Source organism: Pseudoduganella violaceinigra DSM 15887, from assembly GCF_000425385.1.
Taxonomy (GTDB): Bacteria; Pseudomonadota; Gammaproteobacteria; order Burkholderiales; family Burkholderiaceae_D; genus Rugamonas; species Rugamonas violaceinigra.
On sequence record NZ_KE384356.1, the window covers coordinates 59,394 to 77,707 of the forward strand.

The window sequence follows — 18,314 nt, forward strand, 5'->3', positions numbered from 1 at the left end:
CAATTCTCCAGATTCAGCGCACCAGCTGATTGATTTCGATGATCGGCATCAGCACGGCCAGCACGATCAGCAGCACCACCACGCCCATTGCCAGGATCAGCATCGGTTCCAGCAGGCCGGCGATGGTCAGCGTGCGGCGCTCGAGGTCCGATTCCTGCGCGCTGGCGGCGCGGTCCAGCATGGCGGGCAGTTCGCCGGTGATTTCGCCGGCGCGGATCATGTGGATCAGCATCGGCGGGAAGTGTTTTTGCGCCGACAGCGAGCGCGCCAGGCTGGCGCCTTCGCGCACCGAGTCGCTGGCCTGCTCCACCAGCGCGCGCATGGCGACGTTGGACAGGGTGTCGCGGCTCGTTTCCAGGGCGCGCAGGATGGGCACGCCGGAGCCGGTGGTGATCGCCAGCGTGCTGGCGAAGCGCGAGGTGTTCAGGCTGCGTTCGAACTTGCCGTACAGCGGCGCCGTCAGCAGCCAGGTATGCCAGCGCAGCTTGGTGTCCGGGTTCTGCAGCATCTTGCGCACCATGAAGCCGGCGGCGATCAGCAGGCCCAGCACGACCAGGCCGTAGCTGCGCACGAAGTCCGAGACGGCCAGCATGATCACCGTCAGCAGCGGCAGCTTCTGCTTGGTGTTGGCGAACACGGACACGATCTGCGGCACCACATAGGTGAGCAGGAAGATCACGATCAGGAACGCCACCACGGTCACGATGGCCGGATAGGTGAAGGCCAGCTTGACCTTCTGCACCAGGGCATTGCGCCGTTCGATGTAGTCGGCCAGGCGCGACAGGACGCGCGACAGCTGGCCGATCTGCTCGCCGGACGCCACCAGGGCGCGGTAGATTTCCTGGAAGTCACGCGGGTGGCGCGACAGCGCGTCCGACATCGAAGAGCCGCCCATCACTTCCGAGCGGATCGAGGCCACCAGGTCGCGCACATACTGGCGCTCGGCCTGTTCCAGCAGGGCCGTAAACGCCTGCTCCAGCGGCAGACCCGCTTCCAGCAGGCTGGCCAGCTGGCGCGTAAACAGGGCCAGTTCGGTGGTGTTGAGTTTTTCGCCGAAGCCGCGCCGTGCGGCGGCGCCGCTGGCGTCGACCTGGGACTCGATGGCATCGACCTTGATCGGCACCAGCCCCTGCGAGCGCAGGTCGGCGCGCGCCGAACGGGCGCTGTCGGCGTTGACCACGCCCTTCTTGCTGGCGCCCGTCGCATCGACGGCTTCATAACGGAAGGCCGGCATCGCTTAGTCCTTCGTCACGCGCAGCAATTCCGCCGGCGTGGTGACGCCCTGCTGCAGCCAGCGTTCGCCGTCTTCGCGCATGGTGCTCATGCCGCCATGCTGCTGGGCGGTGGCGCGGATCTCCGCCTCCGAGGTGCGGTCGTGGATCTGGGCGCGGATATGCTCGTCCGTCTGCAGCAGCTCGTAGATGCCGACCCGGCCCTGGTAGCCGGTATGGCCGCAGTGCTCGCAGCCGACCGCCTTCCACTGCGTGCCGTCGAAGCTCTTGCAGCTTGGGCACAGCTTGCGCACCAGGCGCTGGGCCAGCACGCCAAGCAGGGAGGAGGACAGCAGGAACGGTTCGATGCCCATGTCCAGCAAACGCGTCACGGCGGCGGCGGCGTCATTGGTGTGCAGGGTCGCCAGCACCAGGTGGCCGGTGAGCGAGGCCTGCACCGCGATCTGCGCCGTCTCCAGATCGCGGATCTCGCCGATCATGATCACGTCCGGATCCTGGCGCAGGATGGCGCGCAGGGCCTTGGCGAAGGTCATGTCGATGCGCGCGTTGACCTGGGTCTGGCCGACGCCGTGCAGGTCGTATTCGACCGGGTCTTCCACCGTCATGATATTGGTGGAGGTGTTGTTCAGCATGGACAGCGCGGCGTACAGCGTGGTGGTCTTGCCCGAGCCGGTCGGCCCGGTCACCAGCACGATGCCGTGCGGCTGGTTGATCAGGCTGTTGAACTGGCCCATCATCTTTTCGCTCATGCCCAGGTGGGTCAGGTCGAGGCGGCCCGCTTCCTTGTCCAGCAGACGCAGCACGGCGCGTTCGCCATGGCCGGTCGGCAGGGTCGAGACGCGCACGTCGACCGGCTTGCCGCCCACGCGCAGCGTGATGCGGCCGTCCTGCGGCAGGCGTTTTTCGGCGATGTCCAGCTGCGCCATGATCTTGATACGCGAGATCAGGGAACCGTGGATGGCCTTGCGCGGGCGCACGATGTCGCGCAGCGCGCCGTCGACGCGGAAGCGCACCACGGAAGTCTGCTCGAACGGCTCGATGTGGATGTCCGAGGCGCCGTCGCGCAGGGCCTGCGTCAACAGCGCGTTGATCATGCGGATCACGGGCGCGTCGTCGGACGCTTCCAGCAAGTCCTCGATGGCCGGCACGTCCTGCAGCAGCTTGGTCAAGTCCAGGTCGGCGTCGAATTCGTCCGCTACTTGCGAAGCGTCGCCGCCGGCACTGGCGTAGGCGGCGGCGATGGCCGCTTCCAGGTCGGCGCGCGGCAGGTGTTTCAGGTTGATGCGGCCGAAGCGGCGCGACACTTCCGCGATCGCGGAAGCGGGCGTGGCGGACGACATCATCACATCGACCGCGTGCTCGGCTTCGGCGCTGGGCTGGGCCAGCACCAGGAAGTCGCGCGCGAAGGCGTAAGGCAGGAGGTTGCTCATCGCTGTTGCTGTTTCTGTTCAGGCACGCTCGGCGCGGCCGGCGGGATCGGGCGCACCAGCTGGCCGCTGGCGGTCGGCCTGCCGTCCTGCAGCGTCGGCAAGGTCGGGCCGCCCAGGTTCTGCACCGTCATGCTCGGCTCGGGCGCGGACGCTTCCTGCGTGGCGCGCATATAGTCGTAGCGGTCGGCCGTCAGGCTCATGCCCTGCTCGCGGTTGCGGATCACCACCGGGCGCAGGAAGACCATCAGGTTGGTCTTCTTGCGGTTGCGCTTCTGGTATTTGAACAGGTTGCCGATCAGCGGGATGTCGCCCAGGCCCGGCACCTTTTCCACGCCGTCGCTGGAATCGTCCTGGATCAAGCCGCCCAGCACCAGGATCTGGCCGTCGTCGGCGATGATATTGGTCTCGATGGTGCGGTTTTTCAGGATCAGGCCGTTGGCATTCGACGCCACCGAGGTGTCGATGCTGGAGCTTTCATTGTAGATGGCCAGCTTGATGGTGCCGCCTTCGGAAATCTGCGGGCGCACTTTCAGCGTGATGCCGATGTCCTTGCGGTCGACCGTGGTGAACGGCGAACCGGTGGAACCGGCCGCGCTGGTGTAGGAGCCGGTCACGATCGGCACGTTCTGGCCGACCTTGATGGTGGCCACTTCATTGTCGAGGGTCAGCATGTTCGGGGTCGACAGGATATTGCTGTCGTCGTCCGCGCCCAGCGCATGCGCCACGGCGCCCAGGCCCAGCTTGCCGTTCGCCAGCTGCTTGAACACGCCCAGGGTCAGGCCCGAGCCGGGCATCACGGCATTGGTGCTGCCGGCGGCCAGCTGCGCCAGGTTGGTCAGCTTGTTTTCACCACCGGCCACATTGTTGTACGTGGTGGCGCCGCCCACGCGGTAGCTGCTGCCGCTGTTGCCGCTCAGGCCGGCCCACTGCACGCCGAACTCGGACAGCTTGGCGGCGTTGACTTCGACGATCATCGATTCGATATAGACCTGGGCACGGCGCACGTCCAGCTGCTCGATCACCGAGCGCAGGTTGCGGTAGACGGCGTCCGGCGCGGTGATGATCAGGGTATTGGTGGTGGCGTCGGCCTGGATGAAGCCGCCCTGCCCGCCGCCGCCCTGCTGCGCGCTGGATTTGCCGCCGCCGGCCAGGGTCGGGTTGCTCGGCCCGTTCTGGCCGCCGCCCTGCTGCGAAGCGCCCAGACCGCCCTGGCCCATCTGGCTGTTGCCGGCGCCGCCCTGCGACAGGCTGCCGCTGCCGGACTGGCTGGCGCTGCTGCCGCCCTCGCCCGTGACCACCGAGCGCAGGGTTTCGGCCAATTTGGTCGCTTCCGCGTTTTTCAGGTAGACCACGTGCACATTGCCGGCCTGCTCGGTCGGCTGGTCCAGCTTGGCGATCAGAGACTTGGCCAGGTTGGCGCGCGCGGCCGACGGCGCCCGCACCACCAGCGAATTGGTGCGCGGATCCGGCACCAGGGTGACGCGGCCGGCATCGCCGCCGGCGCCCGGTTCCATCAGCTTGTTGACCATGGCCGCCAGGTCGCTGGCGATGGCGTAGCGCACCGGCACCACGTCCAGGTCGGCCGACGAAGGCGCGTCCAGCGAGGCGATGATCTTGGCCAGGCGCTTCAGGTTGTCCGAGTAGTCGGTGATGACCAGGGTGTTGTTGCCGGGGTTGGCGTTGATGGTGTTGTTGGGCGTGATCAACGGGCGCAGCACGGTCACCAGGTTGGCCGAATTCTCGTGGTTCAGGTGGAAGATCTGCGTCACCACCTGGTCGCCCTGCGGGCTTTTCTGGCCGCCGATCACGGTCGGCGAGGCCTGCAGCTTGGCTTCCGCTTCCGGCACCACCTTGGCGTAGCCGTCGCCGCTGACGATGGCGTAGCCTTGCAGGCGCAGCGCGGAGGCCAGCAGCTGGAAGGCTTGCGACTTGGTAATCGACTTTTCCGACACCAGGGTGATGGTGCCCTTGACGCGCGGGTCGATCAGGAAGGTGATGTTGGTGTAGTGGCCGACGGCCTTGATCACCGATTCGATGTCGGCACCGACAAAGTTCAGCGCGGCTTCGTCATTGGGCTGGGCCCAGGCCGTGATGGGGGCGGCGGCGGGCGCCAGCGCACAGCACAGCAACGCGGCGGCGCTCAGGCGGCGCAGCGCCGGGAAGGGGGTGGGGCTTGCAGTGTGTGTTTTCATTATCGGAACTCTAGTGCAATGACGTTTTTACCGCTATTCGGCTTGGGCTGGCCCAGCATGTTCAACAGGCTGGCCAGCTGCTCTTCAAATCCTTTTGCCGCTTGCGCCTGGCCGGAGAACTGCAGGCGGCCATGCTCGAATTTCCCCGTACCGCTCAACAGCAGGGGCCCGCGCTGCGAATCCAGCGCCAGCGCGGCCTGCTGGCCCTTCCAGTCGAACGCCAGCTGATAGCTGCCCAGCGGCTTGAGCGAGGTCAGGCTGGACGACATATCCTGCATCTCCAGCGTGGTGCGGCCCTGCAGCGACACCGCCGGCCCCGCGCGCTCGAGCTGCAGCGAGGTCCAGGACAGCTTCATGCGCCCGCTCGGCGCCAGCGTATTCAGCGGCGCGCCCAGGCCGGCCAGGCCGTCGGCCGGCAGCATCAGGGCCGCCGGGCTGACTTCCCAGCTGCTCCAGCCGCCGCGCAGCGACACCGGCTGCGTCAGCGCGTCCGGGTTGGCCAGCTCCACGTCCACGCTGCCGAACACCACCAGCGGCGACAAGCGCCAGCTGAAACGTCCCGGCAGCAGCGGCGTGACGGCGCCGTCCTTGCTGGCGGCACCGCCAATGAAGGCGGAACCGCGCCACAGCGTGCCTTGCGCGTCGCCCAGGGCGAAGCGGCCGCCGCTCTGGCTTTCCACCAGCACGCCCATCCAGCTGGCCGGCAGGCAGGCCAGCACCGTCAGGCCCGCGCTCAGTGCGATGGCCAGCAACCACAACGCTGCGCGCTTCATTGGACACCGGACTCCTGGCGCAGCGTCAGATTGGCATCGACCTGTCCGGCCGGGCCTTGCTGCGTCACCTGGCCTTCCTGCACGCGCACCCGCTGTTCGCGGCGGATGGCGTCCAGCCAAGCCACCAGGCCGGCGAAGGGCACGCCCTTGAATTCCACTTTAATGTAGTCGCCCGTGACGGCAAGGTTTTGCGTCGTCAAACCGCTCGCCTGCAGCTGCGCCGCCACCGCGTCCTTGTTCAGCGGCTGCGGCTGCACCGCCGGCTGGGCCGCCAGCTGCGCCGCCTCGCCGGCCAGGGCCTGCAGTTCGGCCATCTGCTGGTTCATCTGCGGCAGCTGTTTTTGCAGCTTCTCGCGGCCCGTCATGGCCGGTTCCACCAGCACGCTCCAGACCAGGCCAATGGCCAGCACCGCGCCGCCGATGGACAGCATGCGCTGCTCCTGTTCGGTGCGTGCGCTCCACCAGGCGGCGGCATGCGCGCGGTAGCCGTTGATGCTGTCGTTCAGTCCGGCCATCACTTGCCCCCCGCTTTCACCAGCCAGACGCCCGGCCCGGTTTCGCTGGCAACCAGCTTGCGCGCCGCCAGGCTGGCCTTCATCTGCGCCAGGGCGTTGGCGTCAACGCTGTTGGGCTTGAATTTGACGGTCATGCTGCGATCCTTGTAATCGATGCCGGCCAGGACTTCGCGGTTGGGCAGCACGGCCAGCACCTCGCCCAGCACCGCGCTCATATTGGTGAATTCATCGGCCGTGCCGGCTCCGGCGCCGGCGCGCGCCGCGGCGATATTGTGGCGCATCTGTTCGACCGGGTCGCCGATCATCGGCTGGTTCGGATAGGCGGAGCTGAATACCTGCGTCATATTCTTGCGCAAGGCGTCGGCTTCGCGCTTGAGGCGCAGCCATTCCCAATTCAAGCCCACGATATTCACCAGCACGGCGGCGATGGCGATGCGCAGCGGCCATTTCCAGCGCGCCCAGGCGCGCGCATTGGCGCCGCTGGCGGCGCCCAGTCCGGCCGCCAGGTCGAACGGCACGCCCCGGGCGGCGGCGATGCGGTGCACCCAGTTGTCTTCTTCCAGCGTGATGCCGGGCAGATTGGCGGCCGCCGCCGCGTACTCGGCGCGCTGGGCCGGCGCCACGTACAGCGTCAGCGGCGCGTCGCCGGCCAGGGCGCGCAGGGTATGCAGGGCCGCTTCGGGAGCGTTCGGCAGGGTCAGGCCCAGGCCTTCATGGGGCGCGCTGCGCAGGGTCAGCTCCAGGCCGGCATCGTCCAGTCCCAGGGCGGCCGAGACGCTGCCCGGCGCGAGCGGCAGGCTCAGTTGCACCGGCAGCGCCGACACGCCGTGCGCGCCCTGCGCCACCAGGGCCTTGACCAGCACTTCCAGCCAGGCGCGGCTGGCCACGGCCACCACGCGCTCGTCGCTGTCGCCGCTGGCCGGCGCCAGCGCCAGCACGCAATCGGCCGGATCGCCCAGCACCTGCTCTTCCACCAGGTGGGGCAGGGCGGCTTTCAGCCGGGCGCCCGACAGCGGCGGCACCCGCACTTTCAGCAGGGAGACATCGGCAGCGGCCAGCAGCAGCACCACCCGGCGCGCGCCCGACACCAGCTCGCCCAGGTTGCCCAGCGCCCCGGCGCCCTGCTGCATCACGTTGCCGCCGTCGCCCACCAGTGCGAACTGGCAGCTCGACGGCACGCCGTTGTCGGCGGCAGCGGCGCGGGCCGGATACCGAATGTAGAGTGTTGTCAAAGCTTGCCTTCCCTATTCCTTTAAATTTCCCGTATCCACACCACGCGCGTGCCGTTCTGGTCGCGCTGCACCAGCGACCAGGAAATCAGCTCCGCGCGGTCCAGCTTGACCCGGCTCATGACCAGGAAATAGCGGCTGGTCACGTCGATCTGCACGTTCTCGGGCAGCGACTTGCCCCGCGCTTGCAGCTGGGCCTTGAAGTCGTCCGCATTGCGGAAGAAGGTGCGTTCGCGCGCCAGCGCCACGCCCTGCCCTTCCGACAGCGACATGCCGGCCAGCGCCGCCAGCACCGGCGCCGGCGCGGTGTTCACATTGACCGGCGTCGGCTCGGGCAGCGCCACCACCAGATCGCGCAGTTTTTCCACCGCCCGCTGGTCGAATCCCGTCACCGCCAGCAAATCCTCCACGCGCAGCAGCTTCATCGGCCGGCCGCTGCCAGCCGGCACCGGCTCCACATTCGGCTGCGGCGGCGTGCCCGGCTGCGGCGCCTGGCCGACGCCCTGGCTGCGCACCACCTGGATGGCCACGGTGCGCGCCAGCCCCGGATCGAGCTGCAGGTTCTGCAGCAGGCGGCTAAACACCGCCAACTGCGCCTTATTGATGCCGCCGGCACCGTCCGTGCTGGCCAGATTCGCAAGATTGTAGCGCGACTGCGCGTCGTAAGTCTGTCCTGAAATGGTGGCGTTGAAGCTTTCGCCTTCCACCCGCTGGCGGTCGGCGAACTCGTCGACCCGCGTTTCGCGCAGCGGCGTGGCCCAGATGCCGTCCAGGCGCGTCAGCCCCTGGCCGGTGCGCAGGTCCTCGCGCAGGATAAAGCGCGTGAAATCAAGGCCGCCGCGCAGCATCCAGCGCGTCTGGAAGTGCAAATACTGGTTCTCCAGCGAGCGTACCTGAACCTGCTGCTGCCAGAACAGGCTGGCCACGATGGAAACGGCCAGCGTGGTCAGCAGTAGCGCGGTAACAACAGCCACGCCGCGCTGGCGTGCCGGGAAGCGCCGCATCATGCGGCCCCCAGCAGGAAAACCTTGATCAGCGGCGCCGGCTGGCCCTGCAGTTGCAGCGAGATTTCCAGCCCGATCGGGCCCTGGCGCTGCGGCACCTGGACCGGCAAGGGCGCTTTGCCGGACGGGTTGCTGGACGGATTGCCGCCGCTACCCTGCCCCTGGCAGGCGCCGGGCACGGTGCTGGTGCACGGCGCGTCCTCCTCTTTCGGCACGGCGTTTTCAAACGACGTCGAGGAATACTGCGGCAGCTTCCAGCCGCCGATCTCCCAGATCCGCACGGCCATGGACTCGACCCCGGTCTGCAGGCCGACCGCCGCCTGGGTCCCGCCCTGGCCGATGGCCGACTGCCACAGGCCGTCGAGTTCCGCCAGGTCGCGCGTGACGGCCGACTCGCTGCGCGACAGCACGCCGTCGCGGATGTTGTAGCTGACCACCTGCAACTGGGAAGCGGCGTTTTCCACCAGCACGGTGCGGATGAAGACCAGGCGCGTGTTATCGGCCAGCAGGTTCTGGTGCTCGCGCAGCAGCGGCTTGTCGGCCAGCTGTTCCAGGTCGCTTTGCAGCTGGGCGAAACTGAGCTGGATGCTGCGCGTCTGCTCCATATTCTGGGTCAGTTTTTCGCGCGAACGGATGATGGTGTCGAGCCCGCGCCAGCCCATCACGGCGACGATGGCCAGCACGGTGATCGCCACCAGCAGTTCGACAAGGGTAAAGCCGCGCGGGTTCTTCATTCCAGCAGCACCATTTGCCTGATCGGTTTGATGACGCGCCGCTCGGGCGCGCTGGCTTCATAGACATTCACCTCGACCCAGCGCATGCGCGGATTGGGGGAGGTGTTCACTTCCTGCACGCAGATGAGCTTCAAGTCGGCCTGCGGGCACTCGGTGGTGGTCTTGCCCGGCGCCGGCCATTCCTTGGCCAGGCGCACCTGCACCAGCCGGTTTTCAGCCGACCAGGTCGCCATCATGGTGGTGCGCAGGCCGTCGCTGTTCTGGGTCAGGCTGCCCATGGCGCGCAGGGCGGCGCCCAGCGCCGTGCCGACGATCAGCAGCGCCACCAGCACTTCCAGCAGGGTAAAACCTCGTTGCCGCATTCTTCAGTCCACAGTGAAATGGCCGACGCCGTCGGCGCGGATGGTGCCGCGCAGCTCGCCGCTGATGAGGGTCAGGGCGAACGGCCGGTCGACCGGCTCGCGGCCAAAGACAATCCGCATATTGCCGGGCACATTGGTCGCCGGATCGAGCAGCAGGGTCACCGGCGCCAGCTCGAAGGGACGCTCGCGCAGCATATCGTCCTGCGGCAGCGGCTCCCAGCTCTTTTCGTTGCGCACCAGGAAGCGGTAGCTGTCCGGCCCCGCCTCGAACGCGACCGGCCGGTTGCGCACGATGGCTTCGTCGCGCGCCAGCTGCAGCAGCAGCGCCAGGCGCTGCGCATCCTTCTGCATGGCTTTCGCCTGGCTCGGCGCGACGCTGACCACGGTCAGACCGAGCGTGACGCCGATGATGACCAGCACCACCAGCAGCTCGATCAGCGTGAAGCCGCGCCCGCGCCGCTTAGATTTCCCAGGAACCGATATCAGCATCATCGCCGGTGCCGCCTGGCTGGCCGTCGGCGCCATACGAGAACACATCGACTTCACCTTTCACGCCCGGGGACAGGAATTTGTAGTCGTTGCCCCATGGGTCCTTCGGCATTTTTTCCAGGTATGGCGCTTTCCAGCCGCTGGCGGCCGGGCCGGCGGTCGGCTTGGCCATCAGGGCTTGCAGGCCCTGTTCCGTGGTCGGGTAGCGCTGGTTGTCCAGCTTGTACATCTTGAGCGCCTGCATGATGGTGGAGATCTCCACCTTGGCCGCAGCAACCTTGGAGGTGCCGACGCGGTCCAGCACCCGCGGCAGCACCAGGGCCGCCAGCACGCCCATGATCACCACCACCACCATGATTTCGATCAGCGTGAAGCCGGCGGAGCGGCGTTTGCTTAGCTTTTGCATAAGATTCACTAAAAATTAAACTGGCAGTATAAGTGATTCAATCGTGCTTGCGGCCAATTGCGCCGACCTGGCGCAACACCGCGTCGTTGGAGCCGGCGATATTCGACGGCACCGGCGCCAGCGCCTTGACCGCCGGCGCGTCCGCGACGAAGGGCTTGATGCCCAGCGCCTCGTCCACTTCCTTAGGATAGACGATCTGGCCGCGCGTGATCACGGCCGCCACCTTGCGCACGTCCTCGATATTGCGGGTCGGGTCGCCCTCCACCAGCACCAGGTCGGCCAGCTTGCCCGGCTCGATGCTGCCGCGCTCGAAGCTGGTGCGGGTATAGCGCGCGCCGTTGCGGGTGGCCACCTGGATCGCCTGGGCCGGGGTCAGGCCGGCTTTCACCAGCAGCGCCAGCTCCGAATGCAGGGTGAAGCCCGCCAGGTCGTCGGTGCCGGCCACGATCGGCACGCCGGCCCGGTACAGGATGCCGACGAACTGCACCATCTTGGCGTAGGACTTGTCGTAGCGCGCCTGGGTGGCGGCATCCGGGATTTTCATGGTGCCGACGTGGAAGCCGCGCGCCACATCGGGCGGCATATTGCCTTCCAGCGCGGCCCAGGGCTCATTGATCTCGCCGTCTTTCTGCTTCAGGAAGGCGAAGGCGGACAGGGTCGGGTCGATCACGATCTGCTTTTTCTTCAGCGTCGCGACGAAGTCTTGCACTGGCTTCGAATGGAAGTCCAGCTCCGCCACTTTCTCGGCCGGCAGGTAAAAGCGCTCCAGGCTGCGGGTTTCCACGCCCGGCTTGAACAGGAAGTTCAGCATCACCTGGTTGATGTGCTGGATCTCGTCGTAGCCGGCGTCCAGCGCCTGCTGGGCGCGCAGGCCGGCCGGGATGTGGCCGGACACGCGCATGCCGCGCAGGTGGGCGTAGGCCACGGTGTCCTTCAAGATCTCTTTCGGGAAGGAGTTGTAGATCTTCAGCTGCGGGTAGCCATGCTCGGCATACCAGTCGATGGCGCGCCTGGACTGCTCCAGCGTCTTCACCAGGAAGCCGCTGATGGAGGCATACGGGCTGTCGCCCTCCAGGAAGCCGGCCGGAACGATCTGCGGCGCCAGCAGCTTGCCGCCCGCGGTCTCGTCGATCATCATCTGCAGCTGGGCATTGTCGTTGCCCATGTCGCGCAGCGAGGTCACGCCGGCGGCCACGTGCAGCGCGCCCTCCCAGCGGGTGATATGGCCGTGCATGTCGAACAGGCCGGGCAGCACGATGCGCCCGCCGGCGTCGATCTCGTTGGCGGCGCCGCGCACTTCGGTACCGGCCGGCACGATGGCGCTGATACGGCCGCGCAGCAGGTAGATGTCGGACGGGGCGCCGACCACGGCCTGGTTGCTGTCGAAGATGCGGGCATTCTTCACCACAGTCAGGCCGGGCAGCGGATGCTGCAGCCGGGCCGCCATATCGTTCAGCAGTTTGGCCTCGGCCGCCTTCTGGCGCTCGGCCAGCAGCTTGCCGTTGTCCTGCCAGCCTTCGACGGCGAACACGAAGGTGCCCGGCGCCACGGCGGCAAACAGGGCAGGATTGGCGCCCTTGCTGATCCACAGGAATTTCGGGCTCAGGCCCAGGCCGGTCTGCGCCACCAGCTGCACCTGTTGGGTCTGGCCGTTCGGGCCGCTGACCTGCACTTCGTCGAGCACGGCCTGCTTCAGGGTGCCGTTCGGCAGCAGGGCAATGCTGGCCGACGGCGTCTTGGCCAGCGCGGCGATGGCGCGCGAGTCGGTTTCAAAACTGCTGTTCAAGGGCACGTACACGGCCGGGCCGCTGACCTCCCTGGCGCCCTGCTCGCTGGTGGAGCGCCACTGCGCCTTGCCGCCGCTGCGCTGGAAATGCTCGTCCACCACGGCGCCGAAGGTCGAATTGCCCTTGACGTGGTATTCCGCCATGGTGCCGTCGGCAGCCAGGCGGAATTCCTCCGTCAGCTCGGGGCCGCGGCCATTGTCCTTGAAAATATAGCGCACCCTGGTGAGCCCGTCGTCGTGGTTTTCCACCACTTGCTCGCCCATCTGCTTGCCGTTGTTCTCGGAAATGAAGACGTAGCGCGTGGTTTGGGTGACCGCCGCCTGTGCCCATGCACTTGCGACCGCCAACGCCAGGACGGCGGAAGCTCTTTTCATCTGTTGATCTCCTATGGGTGTTGGGTGCCGCACACGGGACAGGCCTCGTTGCGGCCGATGCTGATGCTATTCCACTCCATGCGCAAGCCGTCCAGCAGCAGCAGGCGGCCGGACAGCGATGCGCCGATGCCCATCACCAGCTTGAGCGCCTCGGCGGCCTGCATGGCGCCCACCACGCCCACCAGCGGCGCGAACACGCCCATGGTGGCGCAGGCCACGTCCTCGAAGGGCTGATCCTGCGGGAACAGGCAGGAGTAGCAAGGGCCGCCGCTGCGCGTATCGAACACGCTGACCTGGCCGTCGAAGCGGATCACGGCGCCCGATACCAGCGGCACGCGCTGCGCCACGCAGGCGCGGTTGACCGCATGGCGGGTCTTGAAGTTGTCGGTGCAGTCCAGCACCACGTCGTGCTGCGCCACCAGGGACGCCAGGCGCGCGTCGTCCGCGCGCTCGACCAGGGGCGTCACATGGCATTCAGGATTGATGGCGTTCAGCGTGGCGCGCGCCGACTCGGCCTTGGGCTGGCCCACGCGTTCGGTGGTGTGGGCGATCTGGCGCTGCAGGTTGGTCAAGTCGACGCTGTCGTGGTCGACAATGGTGAGCTGGCCGATGCCGGCCGATGCGAGATACAGGGCGGCCGGGGAACCCAGGCCGCCCGCGCCGATCAGCAGTGCCCGGCCCTGCAGGATCGCCTGCTGGCCCTCGATGCCGATGTCGTCGAGCAGGATGTGGCGCGAGTAACGCAGCAGCTGCCGGTCGTCCATTTATTTCGCGGCCAGCTCGGGCTTGGCCGTCTTCACCGGCAAGCCCTTGAAATGGCGCAGTGCCTGCTCCAGCTGGAAGTCGTCCTTGCCGCCGAATTCGAATGGCTTCTGCTTTTTCGCGGCGGCCAGCAGGCGCTGCTCCTCCGCCAGCTCGTCGCGCAGGGGGCGGGCCTGCTTGTCGTCCTCGCCGCCGGCGTTGGCCAGGTGCTTCTGCAGGTCGGACTCGCGCAGGCGCAGGCTGTTGATGGCGTCGCCCTCCGCCGTCTCGTCCACCCGCACGTCCGGCGCGATGCCCTTGGCCTGGATGGCGCGGCCGTTCGGTGTGAAGTAACGCGCGGTGGTCAGCTTGACGGCCGAATCGGCCGTGATCTGGCGCAGGGTCTGCACCGACCCCTTGCCGAACGTCTGGCTGCCCATGATGATGGCGCGCTTGTAGTCCTGCAGCGCGCCGGCCACGATCTCGGAGGCCGAAGCGGAGCCGCCGTTGACCAGCACCACCATCGGCACCGTCTTCAGGGCCGCCGGCAGCTTGGCCAGCGGGTCGCTGCCGCGGCGTTCCGCGTAGTTTTCGGACGTCGCGCGGAAGGACTGCTTGGAATCGGCCAATTGGCCGTCGGTGGACACCACCAGGGCGTCCTTGGGCAGGAAGGCGGCCGACACGCCGACCGCGCCCTGCACCACGCCGCCCGGGTCGTTGCGCAGGTCGAGCACCAGGCCCTTCAGATTGGGATCCTTGGCGTACAGGGCGCCCAGCTTCTTCGCCATGTCCTCCACGGTCGGCTCCTGGAACTGCGAGATGCGCAGCCAGGCGTAGCCCGGTTCCACCACCTTCAGCTTGACGCTCTGCACCCGGATTTCCTCGCGCACGATGGGGATCAGGAGCGGCTTGTCCTCGTCCTTGCGCGACACCGTCAAGACCACCTTGCTGCGCGGTTCGCCGCGCATTTTCTTGATCGCCTCGTCCAGCGACAAGCCTTTCAGCGGCTCGCTGTCGACGCGGGTGATCAGGTCGCCCGCCTTGATGCCGGCGCGCCAGGCCGGCGAATCCTCGATCGGCGCCACCACCTTGATATAGCCGTCCTCCACCCCGACCTCGATGCCGATGCCGACAAACTTGCCGTTGATGGACTCGCGCATTTCCTTGAACGCGGTCTTATCGAGATAAGTGGAGTGGGGATCGAGCGACGAGACCATGCCGGCGATGGCGTCCTGCAGCAGCTTCTTGTCGTCGACCTGTTCGACGTAGTCGGACTTGATCAGGCTAAACACCTCCGACAAGGTGCGCAATTCCTCCAGCGGCAAAGGCGAACCGGCCTTCTGCGCCAAGGCGGAAAACTGCATCGAGACGGCTACGCCGGCCACCATTCCGAGGCCGACCAGGCCCAGGCTCTTCGTTTTGTTGCCCATTGATTGCTTTCCGCGGCTAGAACTTGACCCACCCGGCCGGATCGATCGGCTTCCCCTGGTGGCGCATTTCAAAGTATAAACCCGATTCTTCGTAACCACCGGTATTTCCAACGGTGGCGATCACTTCGCCCGCCTTGACCACGTCGCCGGCGCGCTTCAGCAGCGACTCGTTGTAGCCGTAGCCGCTCCAGTACTGGCCGCCGTGGTCGATGATAATGAAATTGCCGTAGCCGCGCAGCCAGGTCGCATGCACCACTCGGCCGGCCGCCACGGCGCGCACTTCGGCGCCGGGACCGGCCTTCACCACCATGCCCTTCCAGGCCACGCCATCGGCATTCTTGCTGCCGAAGTGCTTTTCCACCTTGCCCGCCACCGGCATCGGCAGCGCGCCTTTCAGCCTGGCGAACACGCCATCCGGCACCACCGGCGCCAGCGCCACCTCGGACGGGCGCGGCGACTTCTCGTCGCGCTGCTCGGAAGCTTCCGGTTTGGCGGCGACCTTCGGCTCCTCTTCAGCCGGCAGCGGCTTGGGTGCCGGCTTGCCGGCTTTTTTCGCTTCCTGCGCCAGGCGCTCGCGTTCCGCCTGCGCCTTGGCGCGGGCCAGGACGCGCGCTTCCGCGTCGGCCTTGGCCTTGGCGGCCCGTTCGGCGGCCAGTTTTTCCTGGCGCGCCTTTTCGGCGGCGGCGATGCGCGCCTGCTCCTCGATCAGCTTGTTCAGCTTGTCGACCATGGCGTCCAGGCGCTGGGCGTCCTGCTCCATGCGGCCCGCCTCCTTGCGCTGGGTGGCCAGCTTCTTCGACAGGCTGGCCAGGGTCGCGGTGCGGCGCGCCTTTTCCTGCTCCAGCCGGGATTTCTGCTGGCGCTCTTCCTCGGCGATTTCGTCCAGCTCCTGCTTGGCGTTCTGCGCCGCGGCCTGGTTTTCCTCGACTTTTTTCAGGTTGCTGCGCAGCGAGTCGAGCAGCCGCGCCTGCGACTGCGACACATAGGCCATCAGCTGCAGTTCGCGGTTGATGCGGTTCGGGTTGTCGCCCGAGAGCAGCAGCTTGATACGGTCTTCATTGCCGGCCAGGTACTGCTCGCGCAGCAGCTTGGCCAATTGCTGCTTCTGCGCCGCCACGGTGGCGGACAGGCGCAGCTGCTCGGCGGCCAGCTCGGCCACCTTGCTGTTGAGCTGGGACTGCTCCGAGGCCAGTTCGCGCAGGCTGCGGTTGGCGTCGGAAATGGCTTCCTCCGACTCGGCCAGCGTATCGGCCGCGTCTTCCTTGGCGCTCTCGGTCTTGCCGATTTCTGCCTTCAGGTTGGCCAGCTTGCGCGACAGCGCGGCCCGCTCGGTTTCGGCGGCGGCCTTTTGCTTGCTGCGTTCGCTCGGCTTCGGTGCCGCCTGGGCAGCATGCACGGCACCCAGGGCCAGCAGCAGGCTGAGCGCCAGGCCGCGCCAGGCCCCGGCGCGGCGAGTCGGATGGAAGGCCACGGGAATTACTTGGCCTTGCCCTGGTTGGCCACGGCCGCCTGGGCGGCGGCAATGGCGGCCGGGTCGCCCAGGTAGTAGTGCTTGATCGGCTTCAGGTCGGCATCCAGTTCATACACCAGCGGCTGGCCATTCGGGATGTTCAGGCCGACGATTTCCGCGTCGCTGATGCCGTCCAGCATCTTGATCAGGGCGCGCAGGCTGTTGCCATGGGCCGAAATCAGGATCTGTTTGCCGGCCTTGATGGCAGGGGCGATCTCATCGTCCCAGGCCGGCATCACGCGCGCCACGGTGTCTTTCAGGCATTCGGTGAGCGGGATGGCGTCTTGCGGCAGGCCGGCATAGCGCGGGTCGTGGAAGGAGGTGCGGTCGTCGTCCGCTTCCAGGGCCGGCGGCGGAATATCGTAGCTGCGGCGCCATACCAGCACCTGGGCGTCGCCGAACTTGGCGGCGGTCTCGCCCTTGTCCAAGCCCTGCAGGGCGCCGTAGTGGCGCTCGTTCAGGCGCCAATCATGCTTGATCGGCACGTACATTTCATCCATGCCGTCCAGGGTTAGCCACAGCGTGCGGATGGCGCGCTTGAGCACGGAGGTATAGCACAGATCGAAGGAGAAGCCGGCATCTTTCAGGATTTTCCCGGCGGTTTTGGCTTCGTTGACGCCTTTTTCAGTCAGGTCCACATCGGTCCAGCCGGTGAAGCGATTTTCCAGGTTCCAGGTGGACTCGCCGTGACGCATGAATACGATTTTGTACATAGAGCAGTTGGGTTAATAAGTTGAAAATCGCCGCCGAAGCCACGAACAAGCATCTATTTTATAATGCTCGGATTAAGTTCAACCATTGGAATACCGTGAAATTCATCATCGACAATATTTTACTGATCGCCATCGTCCTGCTGTCCGGCGGCGCCCTGCTCTTCCCCCTGCTGACCCAGCGCGGCAAAAAAGCGTCCCCAGCCGAAGTCACCCTGCTGATCAACCGCAGCAAGGCCACCGTGCTTGATGTGCGCGCCAAGGACAAGGCGGAAAGCCGTATCATCGATTCCAAGCATATCCCGCTGGCCGAACTGGGCAACCGCATGGCTGAGCTGGACAAGTTCAAGAGCAAGACCCTGGTGGTGGTATGCGATAAAGGGATCAGCGCCTTCAGCGCCGCCCGCATGCTGGAAAAATCCGGTTTCTCCGACGTTGTCGTGATGGAAGGCGGCATCGATGCCTGGAAAGCACAAAACTTGCCGCTGACCAAATAAAGGACTCGCCATGACTGCCAACGTAACCATGTACAGCACCCTGGTGTGCCCGTATTGCGTGCGCGCCGAACGTTTATTGGAAAGCAAGGGTGTCACCGCCATCAATAAAATCCGCGTCGACCTCGACCCGGCCCAGCGCCAGCTGATGATGGAAAAGACCGGCCGCCGCACCGTGCCGCAGATCTATATCGGCGACACCCACGTGGGCGGTTTCGACGACCTGTATGCCCTTGACCAGGCTGGCGGACTGGACCCCTTGTTAAAAGCTTAAACACCCCCAAATACAACGGACTGGCCGGCGAAACGTTTGAAAATAAATCATATTTGCTACAATTGCCGTCGCGTTTGACTTGGGCTTCCCGTGGCCTGGACAAGCATTAACTATATAACTGATACGAAAGCGCTCCATGTCTGAAGAAAACCTGCAACCTGTATTCCAAATCCAACGCGTCTACCTGAAAGACATGTCGCTGGAACAGCCTAACTCGCCATCCATCTTCCTGGAGCAGGAAGCCCCTTCGATCGAAGTGGCGCTGGATGTGGGCGCGGAACCGCTGTCCGAAGGCATCTTCGAGTCCACCGTGACCGTCACCGTGACCGCCAAGGTCAAGGACAAAGTCGCGTTCCTGGTCGAAGGCAAGCAAGCCGGTATCTTCGAAGCCCGCAATATTCCAGCGGAACAGCTGGATCCGCTGCTGGGCATCGGCTGCCCGAACATTGTGTACCCATACCTGCGTTCGAACATCGCCGACATGATCACCCGCGCCGGTTTCCCGCCGATCCACCTGGCCGAAATCAACTTCGAAGTGTTCTACCAGCAGCGTCTGGCAGCCATCGCCCAGCAGCAAGCGGGCGAAGCCGGCGCGACCCCGGTCGAAGGCACTGCCACCGTCCAGTAA

General features: G+C 66.2%; 19 protein-coding genes. 3 read left to right on the plus strand and 16 right to left on the minus strand.

Annotated elements, in window-relative coordinates; genetic code table 11:
• Positions 1-13 precede the first annotated feature (13 nt).
• The 16 genes from gspF to gpmA are packed head-to-tail and all read right to left on the minus strand — an operon-like array spanning position 14 to position 16,921.
• Complete coding sequence (gspF, locus tag H597_RS0116785; RefSeq protein ID WP_028103145.1) at positions 14-1,234, minus strand: type II secretion system inner membrane protein GspF; 1,221 nt, start codon at positions 1,232-1,234, stop codon at positions 14-16.
• 3 nt (positions 1,235-1,237) lie between these two features.
• A complete protein-coding gene (gene gspE, locus H597_RS0116790) occupies positions 1,238-2,662 on the minus strand; it encodes a type II secretion system ATPase GspE (RefSeq protein ID WP_028103146.1) in 1,425 nt (474 codons plus the stop codon).
• On the minus strand, positions 2,659-4,854 hold the full coding sequence (gene gspD, locus H597_RS31310) for a type II secretion system secretin GspD (protein WP_051293867.1): 2,196 nt from the start codon (positions 4,852-4,854) through the stop codon (positions 2,659-2,661). The genes gspE and gspD overlap by 4 nt, the downstream gene beginning before the upstream one ends.
• Positions 4,854-5,627 carry a type II secretion system protein N gene (locus H597_RS0116800; RefSeq protein ID WP_028103147.1) on the minus strand — a complete coding sequence of 258 codons (774 nt, stop codon included), beginning with the start codon at positions 5,625-5,627 and terminating at the stop codon, positions 4,854-4,856. Before H597_RS0116800 ends, gspD begins: the two co-directional genes overlap by 1 nt.
• Positions 5,624-6,142 (minus strand): type II secretion system protein M, encoded by a 519-nt coding sequence (locus H597_RS0116805; RefSeq protein WP_028103148.1) that lies wholly within the window; start codon positions 6,140-6,142, stop codon positions 5,624-5,626. The genes H597_RS0116800 and H597_RS0116805 overlap by 4 nt, the downstream gene beginning before the upstream one ends.
• Positions 6,142-7,374: a type II secretion system protein GspL gene (gene gspL, locus H597_RS0116810; RefSeq protein WP_035374551.1), complete on the minus strand. Its 1,233-nt coding sequence runs from the start codon at positions 7,372-7,374 to the stop codon at positions 6,142-6,144. Before gspL ends, H597_RS0116805 begins: the two co-directional genes overlap by 1 nt.
• Positions 7,375-7,394: 20 nt before the next feature.
• Positions 7,395-8,378: a type II secretion system minor pseudopilin GspK gene (gspK, locus tag H597_RS0116815; protein ID WP_307580081.1), complete on the minus strand. Its 984-nt coding sequence runs from the start codon at positions 8,376-8,378 to the stop codon at positions 7,395-7,397.
• Positions 8,375-9,109: a PulJ/GspJ family protein gene (locus H597_RS0116820; RefSeq protein ID WP_028103151.1), complete on the minus strand. Its 735-nt coding sequence runs from the start codon at positions 9,107-9,109 to the stop codon at positions 8,375-8,377. The genes gspK and H597_RS0116820 overlap by 4 nt, the downstream gene beginning before the upstream one ends.
• Positions 9,106-9,471 carry a type II secretion system minor pseudopilin GspI gene (gspI, locus tag H597_RS0116825; protein ID WP_028103152.1) on the minus strand — a complete coding sequence of 122 codons (366 nt, stop codon included), beginning with the start codon at positions 9,469-9,471 and terminating at the stop codon, positions 9,106-9,108. The genes H597_RS0116820 and gspI overlap by 4 nt, the downstream gene beginning before the upstream one ends.
• Positions 9,472-9,474: 3 nt before the next feature.
• Entirely contained in the window at positions 9,475-9,963 is a 489-nt protein-coding gene (locus H597_RS0116830; protein WP_229632196.1) for a GspH/FimT family pseudopilin, read from the minus strand.
• On the minus strand, positions 9,932-10,366 hold the full coding sequence (gene gspG, locus H597_RS0116835) for a type II secretion system major pseudopilin GspG (protein ID WP_028103154.1): 435 nt from the start codon (positions 10,364-10,366) through the stop codon (positions 9,932-9,934). Before gspG ends, H597_RS0116830 begins: the two co-directional genes overlap by 32 nt.
• Positions 10,367-10,403: 37 nt before the next feature.
• Entirely contained in the window at positions 10,404-12,527 is a 2,124-nt protein-coding gene (locus tag H597_RS0116840) for an amidohydrolase family protein (RefSeq protein ID WP_028103155.1), read from the minus strand.
• Between the two features lie 11 nt (positions 12,528-12,538).
• Complete coding sequence (locus H597_RS0116845; protein WP_028103156.1) at positions 12,539-13,291, minus strand: HesA/MoeB/ThiF family protein; 753 nt, start codon at positions 13,289-13,291, stop codon at positions 12,539-12,541.
• Positions 13,292-14,698: a S41 family peptidase gene (locus H597_RS31315; RefSeq protein ID WP_051293868.1), complete on the minus strand. Its 1,407-nt coding sequence runs from the start codon at positions 14,696-14,698 to the stop codon at positions 13,292-13,294.
• A 16-nt stretch (positions 14,699-14,714) separates the two neighbouring features.
• Complete coding sequence (locus H597_RS0116855) at positions 14,715-16,175, minus strand: murein hydrolase activator EnvC family protein (protein ID WP_371850739.1); 1,461 nt, start codon at positions 16,173-16,175, stop codon at positions 14,715-14,717.
• The gene (gene gpmA, locus H597_RS0116860; RefSeq protein WP_028103158.1) at positions 16,175-16,921 is read right to left on the minus strand and encodes a 2,3-diphosphoglycerate-dependent phosphoglycerate mutase; all 747 of its coding nucleotides are present in this window, start codon (positions 16,919-16,921) and stop codon (positions 16,175-16,177) included. The genes H597_RS0116855 and gpmA overlap by 1 nt, the downstream gene beginning before the upstream one ends.
• 95 nt (positions 16,922-17,016) lie before the next feature.
• Between gpmA and H597_RS0116865 the strand changes: the two genes are divergently transcribed.
• The 3 genes from H597_RS0116865 (at position 17,017) to secB (ending at position 18,314) form a co-directional block, all read left to right on the plus strand.
• Positions 17,017-17,415, plus strand: a complete 399-nt coding sequence (locus H597_RS0116865; RefSeq protein WP_028103159.1) for a rhodanese-like domain-containing protein — start codon at positions 17,017-17,019, stop codon at positions 17,413-17,415.
• A 10-nt stretch (positions 17,416-17,425) separates the two neighbouring features.
• Positions 17,426-17,686, plus strand: a complete 261-nt coding sequence (grxC, locus tag H597_RS0116870; protein ID WP_028103160.1) for a glutaredoxin 3 — start codon at positions 17,426-17,428, stop codon at positions 17,684-17,686.
• 136 nt (positions 17,687-17,822) lie between these two features.
• Positions 17,823-18,314: a protein-export chaperone SecB gene (gene secB / locus H597_RS0116875; protein ID WP_028103161.1), complete on the plus strand. Its 492-nt coding sequence runs from the start codon at positions 17,823-17,825 to the stop codon at positions 18,312-18,314.

Excerpts from the sequence above, each read along its gene's own strand:
- gspF (WP_028103145.1), bottom strand. The coding sequence starts at position 1,234 with ATGCCGGCCTTCCGTTATGAAGCCGTCGATGCGACGGGCGCCAGCAAG.
- gspE (WP_028103146.1), bottom strand. The coding sequence starts at position 2,662 with ATGAGCAACCTCCTGCCTTACGCCTTCGCGCGCGACTTCCTGGTGCTG.
- gspD (WP_051293867.1), bottom strand. The coding sequence starts at position 4,854 with ATGAAAACACACACTGCAAGCCCCACCCCCTTCCCGGCGCTGCGCCGC.
- H597_RS0116800 (WP_028103147.1), bottom strand. The coding sequence starts at position 5,627 with ATGAAGCGCGCAGCGTTGTGGTTGCTGGCCATCGCACTGAGCGCGGGC.
- H597_RS0116805 (WP_028103148.1), bottom strand. The coding sequence starts at position 6,142 with ATGGCCGGACTGAACGACAGCATCAACGGCTACCGCGCGCATGCCGCC.
- gspK (WP_307580081.1), bottom strand. The coding sequence starts at position 8,378 with ATGATGCGGCGCTTCCCGGCACGCCAGCGCGGCGTGGCTGTTGTTACC.
- H597_RS0116820 (WP_028103151.1), bottom strand. The coding sequence starts at position 9,109 with ATGAAGAACCCGCGCGGCTTTACCCTTGTCGAACTGCTGGTGGCGATC.
- gspI (WP_028103152.1), bottom strand. The coding sequence starts at position 9,471 with ATGCGGCAACGAGGTTTTACCCTGCTGGAAGTGCTGGTGGCGCTGCTG.
- H597_RS0116830 (WP_229632196.1), bottom strand. The coding sequence starts at position 9,963 with ATGATGCTGATATCGGTTCCTGGGAAATCTAAGCGGCGCGGGCGCGGC.
- gspG (WP_028103154.1), bottom strand. The coding sequence starts at position 10,366 with ATGCAAAAGCTAAGCAAACGCCGCTCCGCCGGCTTCACGCTGATCGAA.
- H597_RS0116840 (WP_028103155.1), bottom strand. The coding sequence starts at position 12,527 with ATGAAAAGAGCTTCCGCCGTCCTGGCGTTGGCGGTCGCAAGTGCATGG.
- H597_RS0116845 (WP_028103156.1), bottom strand. The coding sequence starts at position 13,291 with ATGGACGACCGGCAGCTGCTGCGTTACTCGCGCCACATCCTGCTCGAC.
- H597_RS31315 (WP_051293868.1), bottom strand. The coding sequence starts at position 14,698 with ATGGGCAACAAAACGAAGAGCCTGGGCCTGGTCGGCCTCGGAATGGTG.
- gpmA (WP_028103158.1), bottom strand. The coding sequence starts at position 16,921 with ATGTACAAAATCGTATTCATGCGTCACGGCGAGTCCACCTGGAACCTG.
- grxC (WP_028103160.1), top strand. The coding sequence starts at position 17,426 with ATGACTGCCAACGTAACCATGTACAGCACCCTGGTGTGCCCGTATTGC.
- secB (WP_028103161.1), top strand. The coding sequence starts at position 17,823 with ATGTCTGAAGAAAACCTGCAACCTGTATTCCAAATCCAACGCGTCTAC.